The 15,931-nt window shown below is 69.6% G+C and carries 20 protein-coding genes; 2 read left to right on the forward strand and 18 right to left on the reverse strand.

Going from position 1 to position 15,931, the window contains the following annotated elements:
• Window positions 1–34: 34 nt before the first annotated feature.
• From BoBH3_RS21905 to BoBH3_RS21955, 11 genes are read right to left on the reverse strand one after another with little or no spacing between them, the layout of a single operon-like run.
• Window positions 35–3,952: a baseplate multidomain protein megatron gene (locus BoBH3_RS21905; protein WP_262332976.1), complete on the reverse strand. Its 3,918-nt coding sequence runs from the start codon at window positions 3,950–3,952 to the stop codon at window positions 35–37.
• The gene (locus BoBH3_RS21910; protein WP_262332977.1) at window positions 3,952–4,383 is read right to left on the reverse strand and encodes a C40 family peptidase; all 432 of its coding nucleotides are present in this window, start codon (window positions 4,381–4,383) and stop codon (window positions 3,952–3,954) included. The genes BoBH3_RS21905 and BoBH3_RS21910 overlap by 1 nt, the downstream gene beginning before the upstream one ends.
• Window positions 4,380–5,261 carry a DUF2163 domain-containing protein gene (locus BoBH3_RS21915; protein ID WP_262332978.1) on the reverse strand — a complete coding sequence of 294 codons (882 nt, stop codon included), beginning with the start codon at window positions 5,259–5,261 and terminating at the stop codon, window positions 4,380–4,382. Before BoBH3_RS21915 ends, BoBH3_RS21910 begins: the two co-directional genes overlap by 4 nt.
• Before the next feature lie 8 nt (window positions 5,262–5,269).
• The gene (locus BoBH3_RS21920; protein ID WP_262332979.1) at window positions 5,270–5,908 is read right to left on the reverse strand and encodes a DUF2460 domain-containing protein; all 639 of its coding nucleotides are present in this window, start codon (window positions 5,906–5,908) and stop codon (window positions 5,270–5,272) included.
• Window positions 5,909–5,921: 13 nt separating this feature from the next.
• Window positions 5,922–6,521 (reverse strand): phage tail tape measure protein, encoded by a 600-nt coding sequence (locus BoBH3_RS21925; RefSeq protein ID WP_262332980.1) that lies wholly within the window; start codon window positions 6,519–6,521, stop codon window positions 5,922–5,924.
• 35 nt (window positions 6,522–6,556) lie between these two features.
• Window positions 6,557–6,754, reverse strand: a complete 198-nt coding sequence (locus BoBH3_RS21930) for a rcc01693 family protein (protein ID WP_262333075.1) — start codon at window positions 6,752–6,754, stop codon at window positions 6,557–6,559.
• Window positions 6,751–7,095, reverse strand: coding sequence for a gene transfer agent family protein (locus BoBH3_RS21935; RefSeq protein WP_262332981.1), 345 nt, complete (start codon window positions 7,093–7,095; stop codon window positions 6,751–6,753). Before BoBH3_RS21935 ends, BoBH3_RS21930 begins: the two co-directional genes overlap by 4 nt.
• 11 nt (window positions 7,096–7,106) lie before the next feature.
• The gene (locus BoBH3_RS21940; protein WP_262332982.1) at window positions 7,107–7,514 is read right to left on the reverse strand and encodes a phage major tail protein, TP901-1 family; all 408 of its coding nucleotides are present in this window, start codon (window positions 7,512–7,514) and stop codon (window positions 7,107–7,109) included.
• A 20-nt stretch (window positions 7,515–7,534) separates the two neighbouring features.
• Entirely contained in the window at window positions 7,535–7,945 is a 411-nt protein-coding gene (locus BoBH3_RS21945; RefSeq protein ID WP_262332983.1) for a DUF3168 domain-containing protein, read from the reverse strand.
• Window positions 7,942–8,280: a phage head closure protein gene (locus BoBH3_RS21950; RefSeq protein WP_262332984.1), complete on the reverse strand. Its 339-nt coding sequence runs from the start codon at window positions 8,278–8,280 to the stop codon at window positions 7,942–7,944. The genes BoBH3_RS21945 and BoBH3_RS21950 overlap by 4 nt, the downstream gene beginning before the upstream one ends.
• A 3-nt stretch (window positions 8,281–8,283) precedes the next feature.
• Window positions 8,284–8,853, reverse strand: a complete 570-nt coding sequence (locus tag BoBH3_RS21955; RefSeq protein WP_262332985.1) for a head-tail connector protein — start codon at window positions 8,851–8,853, stop codon at window positions 8,284–8,286.
• 79 nt (window positions 8,854–8,932) lie between these two features.
• Between BoBH3_RS21955 and BoBH3_RS21960 the strand changes: the two genes are divergently transcribed.
• Window positions 8,933–9,700, forward strand: coding sequence for a S1 family peptidase (locus tag BoBH3_RS21960; RefSeq protein WP_262332986.1), 768 nt, complete (start codon window positions 8,933–8,935; stop codon window positions 9,698–9,700).
• Between the two features lie 73 nt (window positions 9,701–9,773).
• Window positions 9,774–10,619, forward strand: a complete 846-nt coding sequence (locus tag BoBH3_RS21965) for a S1 family peptidase (protein ID WP_262332987.1) — start codon at window positions 9,774–9,776, stop codon at window positions 10,617–10,619.
• A 123-nt stretch (window positions 10,620–10,742) separates the two neighbouring features.
• On the opposite strand, the gene BoBH3_RS21970 is transcribed toward BoBH3_RS21965, so the two are convergent.
• From BoBH3_RS21970 to BoBH3_RS22000, 7 genes are all read right to left on the reverse strand, one after another.
• Entirely contained in the window at window positions 10,743–11,990 is a 1,248-nt protein-coding gene (locus BoBH3_RS21970) for a phage major capsid protein (protein WP_262332988.1), read from the reverse strand.
• A gap of 21 nt (window positions 11,991–12,011) precedes the next feature.
• Window positions 12,012–12,521, reverse strand: coding sequence for an HK97 family phage prohead protease (locus BoBH3_RS21975; RefSeq protein WP_262332989.1), 510 nt, complete (start codon window positions 12,519–12,521; stop codon window positions 12,012–12,014).
• Window positions 12,518–12,706 carry a hypothetical protein gene (locus tag BoBH3_RS21980; RefSeq protein WP_262332990.1) on the reverse strand — a complete coding sequence of 63 codons (189 nt, stop codon included), beginning with the start codon at window positions 12,704–12,706 and terminating at the stop codon, window positions 12,518–12,520. Before BoBH3_RS21980 ends, BoBH3_RS21975 begins: the two co-directional genes overlap by 4 nt.
• The gene (locus BoBH3_RS21985) at window positions 12,703–12,900 is read right to left on the reverse strand and encodes a hypothetical protein (protein ID WP_262332991.1); all 198 of its coding nucleotides are present in this window, start codon (window positions 12,898–12,900) and stop codon (window positions 12,703–12,705) included. Before BoBH3_RS21985 ends, BoBH3_RS21980 begins: the two co-directional genes overlap by 4 nt.
• A complete protein-coding gene (locus BoBH3_RS21990; protein WP_262332992.1) occupies window positions 12,897–14,078 on the reverse strand; it encodes a phage portal protein in 1,182 nt (393 codons plus the stop codon). The genes BoBH3_RS21985 and BoBH3_RS21990 overlap by 4 nt, the downstream gene beginning before the upstream one ends.
• 128 nt (window positions 14,079–14,206) lie before the next feature.
• The gene (locus BoBH3_RS21995) at window positions 14,207–15,553 is read right to left on the reverse strand and encodes a DNA-packaging protein (protein ID WP_262332993.1); all 1,347 of its coding nucleotides are present in this window, start codon (window positions 15,551–15,553) and stop codon (window positions 14,207–14,209) included.
• The gene (locus tag BoBH3_RS22000; protein ID WP_262332994.1) at window positions 15,450–15,836 is read right to left on the reverse strand and encodes a hypothetical protein; all 387 of its coding nucleotides are present in this window, start codon (window positions 15,834–15,836) and stop codon (window positions 15,450–15,452) included. Before BoBH3_RS22000 ends, BoBH3_RS21995 begins: the two co-directional genes overlap by 104 nt.
• Window positions 15,837–15,931: the final 95 nt, after the last annotated feature.

Consider the following 15,931-nt stretch of genomic DNA (forward strand, 5'->3'; position numbering starts at 1 on the left):
TGAATACAACGCCGCTTCCACAAGGCAGAGTCGGTCAGATCACAGACAGCCGCCCACTCCATTCACGACCAGGCCCGACGGTAGCGCTGATCTGCACGATGGACAGCACAATCTCTGGCTGCATTACCCCAAAATGGGCAAGCTCCAGGGTTGCGGCATAGAGCCAGGCGGGTTCGTTCACGATTTCGGTATGGAGAATCGTGGTGCCATCGAGGATGCGAACCTCATAGCGCTCGATCTCCTCGCCGAGCGGCACCTCCATGAGATCCCACGAATCGCCGTCGATCCGCGTGCGCCGCAGCCAACTCAATGCGATGCCGCTTTCGCTTCGACGGGCCGCTGGCCGGACGGGCGACAGGGGAAGGAGCGCAGCCGCGGTCACCGCGGCCTCGGCTTCGACCATCGTCGCATCACCGACATCGTGGCGGGCCGGGCCGATGCGATAGCGCAGCGACCGACCGACATCGGACAATTCCCGCGTCAGCGTCACGGCCGCGCCGTCGAGGACGACGACGCGGCTGCCCGCCGGCAAGAGCCGGGACGCCGCGGCCTCGGAGCCGCCGAGGCCGCGGACGAAGCCGGACAGACGGAAGCGCTGCGGCCCGATCAGCTCAGCCTGCGACGCCGTCACGAGCTCGATCTCGCCGGCTTCGTCGATCAGAGCCAACGCATTCGCACCGGCCAGCGCGGCCTCCGGCGCAACCGAGGCGAGCACGCCGCCGCGCAACCGGACCTCGAGCACGGCGCGCCGGTCCGTGCGCCAGAGCGGGCCGGGCGGCAGGTCGGTCAGCGTTTCGCCGACGATGGAGGGCGCCTCCACGAAGCCTGTCGGCCTAAAGAAGCCGGCCTCATCGGCGCTCCAGATCGCCAACGCGCCCGGCCATGGCGCAGCGAAGGCTGCCAGCGACAGCAGCGCCGGCGGCTGCACGGTGACGATGGGCAGACTGAGCGGAATCGCGAGCGGCCGCCCGGGCAAGGCGGGCGGTGTGCGCGGCGGACGTGTTCCGCCCTTGGCGCCGGCACCGGAATAGATCGCCGGCTCGACGGCGCGCGCGCTGAGCTGCCGGGTCGGACCATCGGCGATGCGCGTGATGCGGAAGAGCCGTGCACTGCCGTCGACCGGCATGGAAACGACATCTCCGGGCTCTAGATCGAGGCAATGCGGGGAGAGCTCGCATTCCAGCGTCTCCCGCCCGGCCCAGGCCTCCTGCAGGCGCTGATCGGCCAGCCGTTGGCCTTCGGCCAAGCGGGTCACGATAGCCGTCTCGACAACGACCTCGCGCCGGGCCGCTCCGGCCAGCCGGCGCGAGCGCACGGCGGCGTTGCGGTAGTCGTTCTCGCTGTCGCTGAAGCCGAGGCGCAGTTCCAGCGGCAGCTCGGTCTCCTGATTGCGTCTCAGGGTGAAGGGCTCTCCATCACGATCCGGGACGAGATCGTCGGGGCCGAGCAGACGCGAAACCTTGCCGCCCCTGCCCTCGAAGCGCAGCCGGCCCGAGCTCATCATCGCATCGAAGCCGAAGGTCTGGGCCAGCGGCTCAAGCGCCTGACGTGCCGAGAACGGTCGGTCGAGCACGTAGCCGTCGAGGAAGCCATCCACCCTGATCCCGTCCGCCGGCGGCAGACCGAAATCGGCCAGCAGCTTTGCGACGAGGCGATCGGCCGGCGTGCCCTCGAGCCGCCCGTTCAGCCAGTGACCCGTCTCGAAATTGGCGCCGTCGGCCCAGATGCCGCCGAGATCCGGAAAGGCAGGGAAGGGCCGCGCATCCCAGTTCCAGACGGCGATACGGGCCGGATCGACCATGCGGATACCGCTGACGGGATGGACCGGGTTGCGCAGAGGATCGAAGCCGGCGCGGGCCGGGTCGAAGCCGGAGATGATCGTCTCCAGCCCGCGCGCCTGCACCAGATCGTCGCGCGCCCCGCTCGAAAACGGCGGAAAGCTGCCCTCCGCCGAACGAACATCGGGGAAGACGTTCGGCGCATTGGCGCCCTTGTCGACGGCCGGCACGCCGATCTCGGTCAACCAGATCGGTTTGGCGCCCGGCGCGAAAGCCGTCGCCGTCGTCTCGACACCGCCCGCGCGGCGGATATGCGGATGGCTCCACCAGCCCCACAGATCCTTCGGGCGGTAGAGCCAGGGCTTGCCATAGGCGCCGTCCTCGATGGGCAGCCGCTCCTGCACGGCGCGGCCCTCATCGTCGGCATAGAACCAGTCATAGGCCTCGCCGGAGGTCAGCCGGCCGCGCAGATAGGCGAGGTCGGCCGGGCCACGCGCCAGTTCCTCATCGGCATGGCCGCCGGAATCGCGCCAGTCCGACAGCGGCGGATAGAAATCGATGCCGATCGCGCCGATGGCGGGCGAGGCCCAGAGTGCGTCCAGCGGGAAGTCGATGTCCTGCCCGTCATCGCGAACATCGGCGCCATACTCGGTCCAGTCGGCGGCATAGGTCAGGATGGCCGAGGGCAGGATCGTCTTCACATCCGCGGCGATGCCCACGAGATGATCGGCCATCGGATAGCCCGCCGTGCCGCGCAGATGCGTCAGTCCCACCAGCTCCGAGCCGATCACGAAGCCCTCGACGCCACCGGCCGCCTGCGCCAGCATCGCGCCATGCATGACGAGGCGGCGATAGGACCATTCGTCGGGCTTGGCGCAACTTATGAGATCGCCGGCAGCCGACATGTCGGCCGGTGCGACCGTGCCGACGAAAGCGGCGATCTGGGATGCGGCGGTCGCCGTGCCTTCCGGGCTGCCGGACTGGCCCGGCGCAGGATCACAGGTGACGCGGCCGCGCCAGGGATAGCGCGGCTGGCCCGCGGCGCCCGACCATGGGTCCGGCAGGACGTTGTCCGCCGGGATGTCCATCATCAGGAACGGATAGAGCACCACCTCCAGCCCGAAATCGAAGCGCAAGCGCCGGATCAACGCGATGACGCTCTCGTCCGAGGGGGTGCCGCCGAAGGCCGGGCGGCCGTCGATCTGGCTGACGGGGCGAGCCGAGGCGCGCGCCACCCCCGCGACCGCCCATTCGGCACCGACAGTCGGCTTCCAGGGAAGCTCGACGCGCGGCGCGACTGTACAGAAGCCGGCGCGCAGATCGTCGCCGAACCATGAGACGACCAGCGAAACCGAGCGCAGATTGGGACAGAGCGAGAGAAGCTGGCTGACAGCGGTATCGACATCGCTGCCGCCATAGAGCTGATGGCGCGTCAGGCTCTCGCTCACGCCGGGCTCCGGCTCGTGGCTGACGGGCCGCCGATCATAGACGAACTCGCCGGCCCCCGGGATCAGGGAGACGGCGCGGATCATCTCGTTCAGGCCCTCGACGGCCCGCACCACCTCGAAATCGAACTGCGGCACCCGGTTACCGTAATCGGCCAGCGGAAAGCGCTCGAACACCACATAGGCGAGGCCGCGAAAGGCCGGCACCTCGCCCGCCTCCTTGGCGGCGATCAGCGGATCGGGAGCCTGCGCCTCATGGCCGTGATGCACGCGCATCCCGACGGTGGCGATATCGAGCTCGCGGCCATCGACCCATATGCGTCGGACGAAAGAAATCTCCCCCTCGCAGAGGCCGATGGCGAGGTTGGCATAGTAGCTGTAGGTCGTCTCGTAGCTCTTCTGAGAGCGGCCGCCCTTGCCGCCGCTCTTGGTGCGCGTGATCGAGACGGAAACCTCCTCCTCGAAGCGCGTCGCCCAGATGAGCTGGCCGCCCAGCCGGGCGCGGCCATAGACCCGCGGGATCGCAGCGCCCTCCGTGGCGGCAAGCCCGTTGACCTCCTTCAGCCGCGGCCCCTCGACGGTCTTGTTGCCGCCCGAGCCGCCGAGCCAGGCCTGATCGATGCTCGCGCCGGCCAGCCCGCCGAGCGCCTGCCCGATCGCGCCACCGATCGGCCCGCCAAGCGCCGAACCGAACGCCGAGCCTGCGACCTGGAGAAGAAGCGTCGCCATTAGTCGGTCACTCCCGGAAAGGAAAAGGCGTGGCTGAGATGGCGCCGCCACCAGGGCGTGAAGGCGACCTCGGCGACGGCCGCGCCGTCATGAGCGTGGGCGATCCGGTCTGGCGCGCTGAGGATGGCGCAATGCTTGGCCGGCAGATGCTCGCGCCAGCGGAAGAGCAGCACATCGCCCGGCCTCTCCTCGCCGCGGGGGACCGGGATGAGATGGCGCATCGCGGCCGCGGCGAGCGTCTCCTGCCGCAGGCTCTCCGCCCAATAGGGCGAGTAAGGCGGTGGCAGCTCGGGCTCGTCGCCGAGCAGGTCCCGCCAGACACCCCGCACGAAACCGAGACAATCGCAGCCGACGCCCCGCAGCGAGGCCTGATGATGATAGGGCGTGCCGAGCCAGGCGCGCGCCGCCTCGACGATCTCGTCGCGCCTCATCGGAACAGGCTCCCGCCATCGAGCGCGCCGTCGCCAGGGCGAACGCCGCCGATGATGAAATCCGTGGTCGGCATATGGGGGAAGCCGCGGAAGTTGACGCCATTGCCGAACTTGGCCCGGCAGGTCGCGAAGCTCTTGTCGCAGCCCGGCGTGACGCTGAAGGCATCTCCCGGCTCGATCGCCGCGGGGGGCGCCTGCCAGAGCTGGAACACGGCGGCACCGCCCTCGATACCGTGCCGCTTCACCTCGGTGGCGAAACCAGCATTGGCGCCGCCGGTGAAGACGAGCCGCCCGCCGGTGAAATGCCCGTCCGGATAGGAGGCGAGCCCAGTGGCCGACAGCCCGAGCCGTCCGTCGCTGGCATCGACGGTCGCGGCCGCCGCGGCCAGCGCGACGCCGCAGCGCGCATCACCGAGATCGGCCGAGCAGGAGCGCAGATAGAGCCGCCCCCTCTCCTCGTCGAAGGCCTTGGCGAAGCTGCGTACCTCGGCAGTGAAGCCGAGTTCGCCGCGCCTGACCTCACCGACGAAACCCTCTTCCAGCAGCAGCCGTTGCTCGACCTCAGCCCAGTTGACCAGCCAGATGCTAACACGGGCGTCGTCATAGAGGCCGCGCGCCAGATCGGCCTCGTTCAGCCCGGAGGCCGCAAAAGCACCGGCAACATCGCCGCCGCCGATGGCGAAGCCGAGTTCGGCCGTGGTTTCGGCCGCCTCCAGCCCGGCCACGGCCTGATAGGTCACGCTGTCGAAGGCGAGCGGCCGGTCGTGGTCGGTGAAACCAAGGATAAGCCCATCGCGCCGCGTCAGGCTCCAGCAGCGGCAGAGCGTGGTCGCGCCGCCTTCGAGATGGGCGGCGAGGCCGGCAGGGATGTCGCGCATAAGGCACCTCAGGGAATGATCTCGACGACGGGGATGCGCGGGATTTCGCCGGCCTCGAAGGCGGAGAGATCGACCTCGATCGCGTCCGTGTCGAAGCGGACGGGCACGTCGAAAGCGAAGCCGGCGCTGATGACCGCGGCCGGCGGAGGAATGGAACCCGGCCCGAAAGTGACCAGCCCGGTCGCCGGATCGCAGATGAAGCTCCCGGCCGGCTGCTCGACACCGTCGAGCGCGATCCGCACCGTGCCGTCGCAGGGCTTGGTGATGGTGCGGCTATAGGCGGATGTGCCTTCGCCATAGGCCTTGCAGAGCTGGAAGGCGGCAGTCGCCCCATCGCCGACTCCGATCACCTGGTCGGTCGCTGCCGGCTCCTGCGAGGGCGTGCCGCTCTTCCAGTCGAGCCGGTCGCGCCAGCGGAAGCCGTAGAGCCGGCCGCGGCGCTCCTCGAAGAAGCTCACCACCGCCGCCAACGCATCGAGGCCACGCACGCCGAGTCCGGCATCGTAGCGACGGCGCGAATGGGCCCAGCGGCTGTTGCGGACCTCGCGGCCCGAGGCGAGCGTGACGATCTGCGTCTGCCGCTCCGGCCCGCCGCGCGCGCCGCGGGCGACATCGAGCGGAAAGCGGGCCTCGTGGAAATCGGTCATGACGTGCTCCGCTTCAGAGCGCGCGGCTGCCGCGCGCGACGGCGCGGGCGATCGCGGCCGATACCTGCGCCTCGGATCGGCGAAAGCTTTCGGCATCAGGTGTCGAGACCTGGACCATCACGCTGAGCGGCCGAGCCGCTCCGCCCGCGGCGCGCACGCCGAGCCTCCCATCCAGCCCCCGTGAGAGCGGCATGATCGCCTCGGCGCCCTGCTCGCCCATCAGGCCGAGCCCGCGTCCGGTCGGGAAATAGGAGGGCGCGGCGACGATGCCGCCCTGGGCGAAGGGCATGACGGATGAGCCTGGAGCGCTGGCCCTGGCCAGACCGAGGCTTCCGGTGAAGAGACCCGTAAGGCTTTTCATGCCAGAACCGAGCAGGCTGGAGAGCGTGCCCTGCAGCGGCGTCAGCGCCATCTTGAGCAGGCTGTCGGTCATCGTCCGACCGACGCCGCGCAGGACATCCTCGAAGCGCTTGCCCTCGACGATGCCCTTCGAGAACGCATTTACGATCGATTTACCAAAGATTTCCGAGGAACGGTTCAGAGATTGAGTCAGCTTGTCCATCGTCCGGATGCCGGACAGGCGGGTGGAATCGACGAGATCTTCGTCGGCCATGGGAACCTCTTGAGACATTGGTTGAGGAGCCTGACTCAGGCATCGGGGAAGGCGGCCATCAGCGCGGCGAGGCCGGCCCGGTCAGCCACGCCGCTCTGCTCCGGGCGATGCGCGTGGAGCGCGGCGGCAATCTCACGCGGCGTCGCGGCCCAGAACTGCTCGGGCGGCCAGCGCAGCCGGCCGAGCCCGAAGGCCATGACATCCTCCCAGGGAAAATCCGCCGGGGCGCTCAGGCCGCCGGCGGCTGCGGAGGGCGGGCTTCGTCGCTCCCGCCGAAGGTTGCTTCGAGCAGGGTGATGGCGGCCGAGATCACACCGTTCAGCCCGCCGTCGAAGGAGAGCCCCGCGACATCCTCGTCGCGGATCGCCTGCCCCGCGCCACGCAGGCCGGCGGCGATGATGCGGATGATGTCGCGGGCGGAGAGCTGCCCGCCGATGAAGTGCTCGCCCAGCGCCGGCAGGCTGTCGACGGCGAAGGCTTCCTCGAGTTCGGCAAGTGCGCCGAGCGTGAGCCGCATCGGCAGGGATTGCCCAGCGACCATGAGCGCGGTCTCGCCGCGATGACGATTGACCATCTGCATTCTCCTCAGAGCGCCGTGAAGGCGAGTTGGCCGGCCGATTCCAGCGAGAGATCGAAGGTGACCTCGGCGGCATGGTCGCCGCGATATTCCAGGCTGGTGAGCTGGAACGGCCCCTCGACCGTGCCGAAATCCGGCACGACGACCTGCCAGCTGCGGATCGCGCCATCGAAGAAGGTCTGGCGCACCAGCGCGTCAGAGGCCTCGTCCTTGAAGATGCCCGAGCCCGAGATGCTGGCCCGGCGCACGCCGGCGCCGGCCAGCAGCTCGCGCCAGCGCCCGGCCGATTCCGCATGGGTTACGTCGACCGTCTCGGCGTTGAACGCGATCTGGCGCGCCCTCAGGCCCGCCACGGTGACGAAAGCCTCGCCATCCGCCGCCTTGAGCAGCAGATCCTTGCCCTTCTGTGCCGGCATGCGGCCTCTCCTTCCATCAATCAAAGTGTTTCGGTGACGGCGCGGAAGCGGATCATCACGAAGGGAACCCCTTTGCGGGCCTCCCGTGCGAGGCGGCTCGACAGCCAGCGCAGATTGACGAGGGCGTGGCCCGCCACAGTGAACTCCGCCTCATCGAGCGCGGCGACGATCAGGCCTGCCGCCTCGAGCGCCTGCCGGGAGGAAGCGCTCTCCGCTGCCCAGACGTAGAGGTTGAACTCCTGCTCGCAGCCGCGCTCCGTGCCCGTCGACCAGTCGCTGGCCTCGGCCTCGCCATGGGTCACGTAGAGGCCGCGCATGGCGCGCGGGGCCTCGTCGTGGATGCGTCCGGGGCCGATCAGCGTCGTCAGCGCCGCATCCGCCGCCAGCCGCGTCTGAATCGCAGCGCGCAGGGCGAGGATGGCGTCGCTCATGGCGTCTCCTCCTCGACGAGGCAGGTGAGGTGCCGGCGCGAGCCATCCGGATCGGCTACCGAGCGGACGTCGAAGATGCGGTCACCGTCGCGCAGGCGCTTGCCGGCATCGAGATCGCCGCGCCATCGCAGCGTGACGCGATACGTGCCGACCTGCTCTGGTCGCCCCCGCCGCCAGACCTCGGAGCCGGAGAGCCATTCCATCTGCGCCCAGAAGGCGCCGACAATCTCGAAGGCCCGAGTTGCGCCACCGAGGCCGTCCGGCGTCGCAACCGGCGCCTCCAGCACGAGCCTGCGCCGCAACCGGCCTATCGGGGTCTTGCCATGGCCCGGCATGGCTCAAAGCCTCCCCCGGCGGAAGGGCGCTATCAGCGCGGCAACCGCCCTCGGCAGCGACTGCGCATCGCGGCTCGCGACGTCGCCACGCTCCTCGAACCAGCGGGCCGCGAGACGCAGCACGGCCTGGCGCAGCGGGGCCGGAACGGCGGCGGCCGTAGCGCCATAACCTGCGGCGATGTCGATCTCGATGGCGCCGTGGGTCCGGCCGATCTCAGGCACTTCGCCCGTCACGCGGATCAGGGGAGGATCGGCCGTCTTGTCCAGCGTCAGCGCCGCGCCGGCAACCGGCTGTGCACTGCCCAGCACGTCGTAGACGCGCGCCGCCTGGATTCGCATCAAGGGGGAGAGCGGCAGCCGGATCTCGCCGCTCGCGGGCCAGCGATCGAGCACGATCCGCCAGGGCTGCTCGACCAGGCAGCGGCCTGCCGCCGCCTCGATCATCAGCCGCGCCGCGGTGATCAGCGTGGCGAGGAGATCGTCCTCTTCGGTCTGGTCGAGGCGCAGGAATTGCCGGGCCTCGGCCAGGGTCACGGGCTCCATCTCCGGCGGTGCGAGCGCGAGCGGCGTCATCTTCGCTTCCTTCAACAGTTCATCTGCAAGGGTTCATCTGGCGGCCGCGACGCGCTATCAGCCACCTCAGGAGGATCTGATGGGCATCGCAGAACGGATCGTCGCGCTCGGCTTCGCCTGCGCTCTTGGGGCCCTGCCCGCGCAGGCCGTGGTCGGCGGGCGCGAAGGCGGGCCGGCTGCCGGCTCGACATTGATGGTGCTCAACGCCCGCGGCGGGGTCTGCACCGGGATCGTGTTGTCCGCGCGCGCCATCTTGACGGCCGCGCATTGCGCTGCCGGCGGCGCTGAACTGCGCGTCCACTGGCGCGAGAGCGGTGAGCCGGTGCTCGTCGCGCCCGCTGCGGTCGCGCTGCATCCGGAATTCGACGCCGGGGCGATCCAAAGCCGCCGCCGCTCGATCGACCTGGCGCTCGTCAGGCTGACCGATCCCCTGCCCGGCCGGTTCGGCGCAGCGGAACTTGTGGATGGCCCGCTGCCGCGCGTCGGCAGCCCTGTCACGCTCGCCGGCTACGGTGTCGCCCGCGAGGGCGATGCCCGAAGCACCGGGACCTACCGCTCCGCGGCTCTTTCAGCCGTCGAGCCCTATGGTCCGGGCCGCATCCTGATCTGGGCGGCCGATCCGGCCGGGGCCGGCAAGCGGCCGGGCGCCAGCGCCTGCCAGGGCGATTCCGGCGGCCCCATGCTCTCTGGTGACGGTATCGTCGCCGTCACGAGCTGGTCGACGGGACCGAAGGGGAAGAATTGCGGGCTTCTGAGCCAGGGCGTTCTGGTCGCGCCGCAGCGGAGCTGGATCGACGCCACGCTCTCGCGATGGGGCGAAAGCGCGCGCTGGAATGGCATCCCCTGATGGAACGCAGGGCGATACTTGTCCTCGCTGCCCGACAGACCCTAGATTGATTCCACATCAACCGGTTCGCTTCATGATCTCCCGAACGTCATTCGCCTTCGCCCTGTCCTTTGCAGCGGCGCTGCTCGCAGAGCCGGCTGCCGCCGTCGTCGGCGGGGTCGATTCGCGCGATGCCCTCGGCCCGCGGGCGTGGACCGTGCGGGTCGAGACCAGCCGGGGCGAGCTCTGCTCCGGTGCCGTCATCGCGCCGGAGATCGTGCTGACGGCGGCGCATTGCCTCATGGGCGGCGGTTCGATCAGCGTGGTCAGCCTCGACCAGCGCTTCCGGGCACGGCGCCAGATGGTGGTCGCAGTGCTGCCGCATCCGAGCTTCGTACCCGGTACGACGCCCCGCACCCAGCCCGGCACTGACCTCGCGCTGTTGCGTTTGGCCGAGCCGCTGCCGCGCGACATCGAGCCGCTGACGCTGGGCGGCGGCCTCTGGCAGGGCGAAACCGTCGTGATGGCGGGCTACGGTCTTTCCTCCGAGAACAACAAGGCGACGGCCCGGCGCCTGCGCGAGACCCGGCTCGTCAACGCCGGCAACTACACGACGCAGAACACGGTCAAGGTCGCGGTCGACGTCGAAGCGCGGGGCGAGACGCCGGGCGCCGGCGCCTGCCGAGGCGATTCCGGTGGGCCGGTGCTGCGCGGTTCGGCCCGCTCGCGAGACCTCGTCGGCATCGTGAGCTGGTCGAGCGGACCGCTGAATACGCGGGCCCGGCGCATCTGTGGCGGCTTCACCGCGATCACCCCGATCAACGAGTATCGCAGCTGGATCTCGCAAGGCAGCGCGCGGCTCCTGAACGTCGGTGCCGAGGCGCGGTCGGAGGACGCCGTCCAACCGCGCGCCGCCTTCAGCTGGTGGTTCTCGCGCTGAGAGCTCTTTAGGCGTCATTCTCGGGCGGCGCAGAGCGCAGATCCGAGAATCTCTCGCCGGAAAGAACGTCTCCCCGTCCTGAGATGCTCGGGTCAAGCCCGAGCATGACGCGAGCAGGAGCGCTCACACCGCGAACTTCAGACCCTTGATCGCCGCGAAGTCCTGGACACCACCGCCGACGCGCTTGGTGGTGTAGAACAGCACATAGGGCTTGGCGGAATAGGGATCGCGCAGGATGCGCACGCCCGCCCGGTCGACCACGAGATAGCCGCGCCGGAAATCGCCAAAGGCGATGGAGACGGCGTTGTTAGCGATGTTCGGCATGTCCTCCGCCTCGACCAGCGGAAAGCCGAGCAGCGTCGCCGGGGCGCCGGCCGAGGCCGGGGGCTGCCAGAGATAGCTGCCGGTCGAGTCCTTGAACTTGCGGATCGCAGCTTGCGTCTTGCGGTTCATTACGAAGGCGGCGTTCTGGCGGTAACCGGCCTTCAGCGCATAGACGAGGTCGACCAGCGTGTCGGACGGATTGGAGGCCGGGAAGGCACCGGCGACGCCGGTGTTCAGCACGCCGATATTGCCCCAGCTCCAGCTCGCCTCGGCCACGGTCGGATAAGCCAGGAATCCCTTGGGCTTGTCGATGCCGTCGCCATTGACGAAGGCGGCGCCCTCCTGCTCGGCGAAGACGCTCTCCACTTCTTCGGCGATCCACTGGTCGATATTGACGATGGCGTCGTCGAGCAGCGTCTGCGTCGCGGCCGGCATGGCGTAGAGTTCCATGGCCGGGAAGGAGAGCTCGGCCAGCGTCGGCGAGCCGGTCTGCGGCCGGGCGGCGGCCTCGGCGACCCAGCCCGAGGCCGGGCCGGTGGTGGAGAAGGCCTTCTTGTAGGTGCCGGACGAGATGGTGCGGACCGTCGCCAGCGAACGGATCGGCGAGACGGCAGCCAGGCGGCGCAGGATCTCGCCCTCGACTGTCGAGGGCGCGAGATAGCCGCCGTCCGGGCCGGATCCGGCCGAAAGCGCCTTGGCTTCGAGCCGCTTCAGCCCGCCGGCCTCGCCGCTGCGGACATAGGCCGCGAAGGCCGCCTTGTGCTCGGCGACGAGCGGATCGCGGGCATGGCCTTCATGGCCAAGCGCCGGGCGGGCGCGCTCCAGCGTCAGCCGGTCGATGCGGCGCATCGTGTCGTCGAGCGCGGCGTCCATCCGCACCAGCTTCTCCTCGGTCAGCGGATCGGCGCCCTGGCGGGATTCGATCCCGGCGAGGCGTTCCTCATTGGCGGCGCGGTAGCTCTCCAGCGTGTAGCGCAGATCCTCATAGGCCAGCGTCAGATCGGCGCCGGCGGCCTTGGTCTCGGGCGCGTTGTCGAGATGGGTCATGGTTGCTCCTTGAGAGTGAGATCAGGCGAAGGCGTCCGGCTGCACGCGCTTTACGGCAGCGATCCGGGCCTGGGGCAGCATCGGGAAGGTGACGACCGACACCTCCCAGAGATCGACGCGCTCGAGACGGCGTAAGCCCGTGCGCGGTTCGGTACGGGCTTTCTCGGGCCGGAAGCCGATCGAGAGACCGTCGAGCGCGCCGTCCAGCATCAGCGCATGGATCTCGCGAGCCCGTGCCACGGCGAAAGAGAGCCGCCCGCGCACGAAGAGCCCGCGCGAATCCTCGGTCAGGCTCAGCCAGCGGCCAATCGGCTCGGCCGGGTCGTGCTGCCAGAGCAGCTTCACGCCGGAGGGGCCGCGCCGCGACAGGCTCTCGCGAAAGGCGCCGGGCTCGACCACATCCTTGCCGAGATCGGGGATGCGGAACAGGCTGGCATAGCCTTCGAAGACGCCGTCCCGGCCGATGCGGGAGGGCTGGATCGGCAACAGCTTGGATTCGAGCGGGCCGCAGGCGGCGAGGCAGCTTCTCATCGCCCGCCCTCCCGGCCGTCTCCGCCTTTGGAACCAACGGCGCGCTCGTTCTCGAGCCGGCCGAGGTTGCGGACGAAGCTGCTGAAGGTCTCTGTGGTGGCGACTTTCACCGGGCGGCCGGGCTTGACCTGGATCTTCGGCGCCGGCCGGGAAGCGCCCTTGCCCGCATTCTTGCCTGCTTTCATGAATCCCCCTCGTGGCGTGCGTTGAAGCGGTTGAGCTCGCGGACGAAATCGTCGAAGCGGCGGTTCGCAGCCGTGAGCTCCCGCAGGACGAGCCAGGCGAGGCCGGAAGCGCTCGCGGCCCAGAGCAGCAGGCCGAGATGGCCGACATCGGCGCGGCCGACGAAGGCGGTCACGACCTGTTCGAGCATGTTCATGCGGAGCCCTCCCTTGAGGTGCGGCGGCCGTATCCGACCGCTTCGCGTTTCTCGTCATCGGTGAGGAAGGCGGCCGCTCCGAGCCGCCGCCAAAGCGATTCCCGCTCGTCGGCCAGTGCCTCGACCGCATCGAGATCGGGATCGAGCGTGAGATCGTCCCCGAGGGCAGGCCCCAGCCATTGCGCCAGGGACTGCGCCGTGCGCCGGACCAGCGGGATCACCGTCTGGCGCCAGAGCGCCCGGTTCGCCTCGGCGAAATTGGCGTGGGTGTTATCACCCGGCAGGCCGAGCAGCAGCGGCGGCACGCCGAAGGCGAGCGCGATCTCACGTGCCGCCACGCCCTTGGCCGCGACGAAGTCCAGCTCCGCCGGCGTCAACGAGAGCGGCTTCCAGTCGAGCCCGCCTTCGAGCAGGAGCGGACGGCCGGCATTGCGCGCTCCCTGGAAGGAATCCTCCAGTTCCTGCTTCAGCCGCTCGAACTGCGCTTCCGTGAGTGTCGCGCCTTCCGGCCCGTCATAGACCAGCGCGCCGGAGGGCCTCGCGGCATTGTCGAGCAACGCCTTGTGCCAGTTGCTGGCGGCGTTGTGGATGTCCAGCGAGGCGGCCGCCGCCTCGATGGGCGACAGGCCGTAATGGTCGTCGACCGGGTGGAACAGCGTCAGGTGCAGGATCGGCGCGGGATCGGCCTCGTCCTGCCGGAAGCGCACCGTGTCGCCGCCGACCGTATAGTCGTAGGCCTCGGGCCAGCCGTTGCGGCCCGGCACGACGCGCATCCGGTCGGGCCTCAGCACATAGAGCTCGCGCGGCTCGCGGCCCGTGCTCACCGCCTCGACATAGGCGTTGCCGGCGACGAGCAGGTGGCCGAACAGCGTCTCCCGGAAAGCGATTCCGCCCTGGCGCGGATTGGGCTGCTCGATAAGTGCGAGCGCGGGGTGTTCCGGCATCTCGCGGCTGCCAACCTTGGCGACGAGCGGGGTCTGTGCCGCCGCCTCGGCGATCACTCGCACACAACGATGCACCACCGGATTGCGCTCGTAGCCCTCGCGCGAGAGCGCGACATAGTCCCGCGGCGTCCAGACCGCGCGCCCCGCCTCGTGCAGGGCGATCAGCGGCCCGACGCGCGAGCGCTTCTGGTCCGGCGCGGCCCAGCCGCGCAGGTTGCGAAGGAAATCGAACATGGATGTCTCGCTGTTTGAGCGTTAGCGAAGCCTTGGAACGAGGCCGACAGCCCCATCCACCAACGACATCGGCTCTGGATTGCGGGCTCAGACCTGCGGCCTGCCCCGGAATGACGGCGGAAAGTCTGCTAAATCCCCCTCACCCGCGGCCGGCCCCTCGGCGCCAGCATCAGATGGGTCAGCGCCCAGACCAGCGCGTCGAGCCGGTCCGGCGAGCGGCCGGATGCCAGCCCTCCGGGGCCAAAGGCGCACATCTCGTCCTCCAGCTCCGGGAACGTACCGGCATGGCGCACACGGCCTTGCGCATAGAGCGCCGCGACCGGCTCTGCCCTGAGATATTTGCCGCGCGTCGCCCGAACGGAGGTGACCGGCACGCCGGCATCGACCTCGCGGATGATGCTCCCGACCATCTCGCCGCCCTGGTTGACTTCGACGACGAGCGCATCCGCCTCGTGGCGGCGATAGAGCGCGACTGCCTTCTCGGCCCATTCCTGCGGCCGGGCGCCGGCCAGCGTGCCGTCCTCCAGCACATGGCCGAGGCCGTCGCGGTCGATGCCGGCCACGACGAGGCCGCAGCGATCCGCCCGCTGCGACGACGAAGCCGGCGGATCGACAGCGACGACCACGCGCGCCAGCGGCGGCGCTTGCCCCACGCGGGCGGCCTCCACCATCGCGCGGGTCCAGAGCGCGTCCGGGCTATCCTCGACGATCTCGCCGTCTAGCTCCTGCCGGCCGAGCCGCGTGCCGCCATAGGTCTCGGTGACGGTGCGGATGAACGCGGCGGCGAGGTTGAAGCGGTTGTCGCTCGTCTTCGCCCGGCTGACCGCGACGTCGGGTTCCGCCAGCAGCCGCTTGAGCAGCGGCAGCGGGCGCGGCGTCGTGGTGACGATCTGGCGCGGGCTGTCGCCCAGGCGCAGGCCGAATTGCAGCATATCCCAGCACTCCTGAAGGTTCGGCCATTTCGCCAGCTCGTCCGACCAGGCGGCGCCAAACTGCGGCCCGCGCAGGCTCTCCGGATCCTCGGCCGAGAAGACCTGAGCGATCGCGCCATTCGGCCACTGCAGGCGGCGCAGTGAGGGCTGCCATGTCGGCCGCTCCCCACGCACATGGATTGCGAGCAGCCCGGAGACGCCCTCGATCATCACGTCGCGAACCTGGCCTTGCGTCTCACCGACCAGCGCGATTCGCCCGGTCGGCGTCTCGGTGAAAGGCGGATGGCCCAGCGCCATGCCCTTGACCCATTCGGCGCCCGTGCGCGTCTTGCCGGCCCCGCGACCTCCGAGAACGAGCCAGATCGCCTTGAGCGGCTCTGGCGGCAACTGGTCGGGCCGCGCCCAGACCGCCCACTCCTTGCCGATGGCCTCGACGAGATCAGGCGACGCCGTCGGCAGGATGATCCGGAGAAATCTGACCCTCTTCTTCAGCGGCAAGTGCTTCAAGACGTCGAGCAAGATCCTGACGGAGCTGTGCGACATGGCGAAGTCCGTCGGCGGGAGAAAGCTCATCGGTCTGCCTTTCCCTCCTCCCACCTTGCGGTTCCTCGATCGCGACCAGTTCGCGCACGGTGCGGGCGAGCGTCGCCAGCGCCTTGGCGTCGGCCTCGCTCGCCGCCGCCCCCTTGGGCAGGTCGGCGAGATGCTCCTCATGCGTGTCGAGCTGGCGCTTGGCGGCGCGCCAGAGCTGGCTGACCACGCCCTTGCGGCTGGTCGGTTTCGCCTTCGGCTTCGGCGCGGGTGCTTCCAAATCTTCGTCGGCCATCTTCGCCTCCCGGATGGCAGGCACGAAAAAGCCGCCGGGCTGGGGAGCGCGGCGGCTTCGTTCGGGCACATTTCGTGAGCGTCCCTGATGTCTAC

It is taken from the genome of Allobosea sp. BH3 (genome assembly GCF_025499465.1).
Classification (GTDB): Bacteria; Pseudomonadota; Alphaproteobacteria; order Rhizobiales; family Beijerinckiaceae; genus Allobosea.

Coding starts and splice junctions, on each gene's coding strand:
- BoBH3_RS21905 (WP_262332976.1), bottom strand. CDS start 3,952: ATGGCGACGCTTCTTCTCCAGGTCGCAGGCTCGGCGTTCGGTTCGGCG.
- BoBH3_RS21910 (WP_262332977.1), bottom strand. CDS start 4,383: ATGAGGCGCGACGAGATCGTCGAGGCGGCGCGCGCCTGGCTCGGCACG.
- BoBH3_RS21915 (WP_262332978.1), bottom strand. CDS start 5,261: ATGCGCGACATCCCTGCCGGCCTCGCCGCCCATCTCGAAGGCGGCGCG.
- BoBH3_RS21920 (WP_262332979.1), bottom strand. CDS start 5,908: ATGACCGATTTCCACGAGGCCCGCTTTCCGCTCGATGTCGCCCGCGGC.
- BoBH3_RS21925 (WP_262332980.1), bottom strand. CDS start 6,521: ATGGCCGACGAAGATCTCGTCGATTCCACCCGCCTGTCCGGCATCCGG.
- BoBH3_RS21935 (WP_262332981.1), bottom strand. CDS start 7,095: ATGGTCAATCGTCATCGCGGCGAGACCGCGCTCATGGTCGCTGGGCAA.
- BoBH3_RS21940 (WP_262332982.1), bottom strand. CDS start 7,514: ATGCCGGCACAGAAGGGCAAGGATCTGCTGCTCAAGGCGGCGGATGGC.
- BoBH3_RS21945 (WP_262332983.1), bottom strand. CDS start 7,945: ATGAGCGACGCCATCCTCGCCCTGCGCGCTGCGATTCAGACGCGGCTG.
- BoBH3_RS21950 (WP_262332984.1), bottom strand. CDS start 8,280: ATGCCGGGCCATGGCAAGACCCCGATAGGCCGGTTGCGGCGCAGGCTC.
- BoBH3_RS21955 (WP_262332985.1), bottom strand. CDS start 8,853: ATGACGCCGCTCGCGCTCGCACCGCCGGAGATGGAGCCCGTGACCCTG.
- BoBH3_RS21960 (WP_262332986.1), top strand. CDS start 8,933: ATGGGCATCGCAGAACGGATCGTCGCGCTCGGCTTCGCCTGCGCTCTT.
- BoBH3_RS21965 (WP_262332987.1), top strand. CDS start 9,774: ATGATCTCCCGAACGTCATTCGCCTTCGCCCTGTCCTTTGCAGCGGCG.
- BoBH3_RS21970 (WP_262332988.1), bottom strand. CDS start 11,990: ATGACCCATCTCGACAACGCGCCCGAGACCAAGGCCGCCGGCGCCGAT.
- BoBH3_RS21975 (WP_262332989.1), bottom strand. CDS start 12,521: ATGAGAAGCTGCCTCGCCGCCTGCGGCCCGCTCGAATCCAAGCTGTTG.
- BoBH3_RS21980 (WP_262332990.1), bottom strand. CDS start 12,706: ATGAAAGCAGGCAAGAATGCGGGCAAGGGCGCTTCCCGGCCGGCGCCG.
- BoBH3_RS21985 (WP_262332991.1), bottom strand. CDS start 12,900: ATGAACATGCTCGAACAGGTCGTGACCGCCTTCGTCGGCCGCGCCGAT.
- BoBH3_RS21990 (WP_262332992.1), bottom strand. CDS start 14,078: ATGTTCGATTTCCTTCGCAACCTGCGCGGCTGGGCCGCGCCGGACCAG.
- BoBH3_RS21995 (WP_262332993.1), bottom strand. CDS start 15,553: ATGTCGCACAGCTCCGTCAGGATCTTGCTCGACGTCTTGAAGCACTTG.
- BoBH3_RS22000 (WP_262332994.1), bottom strand. CDS start 15,836: ATGGCCGACGAAGATTTGGAAGCACCCGCGCCGAAGCCGAAGGCGAAA.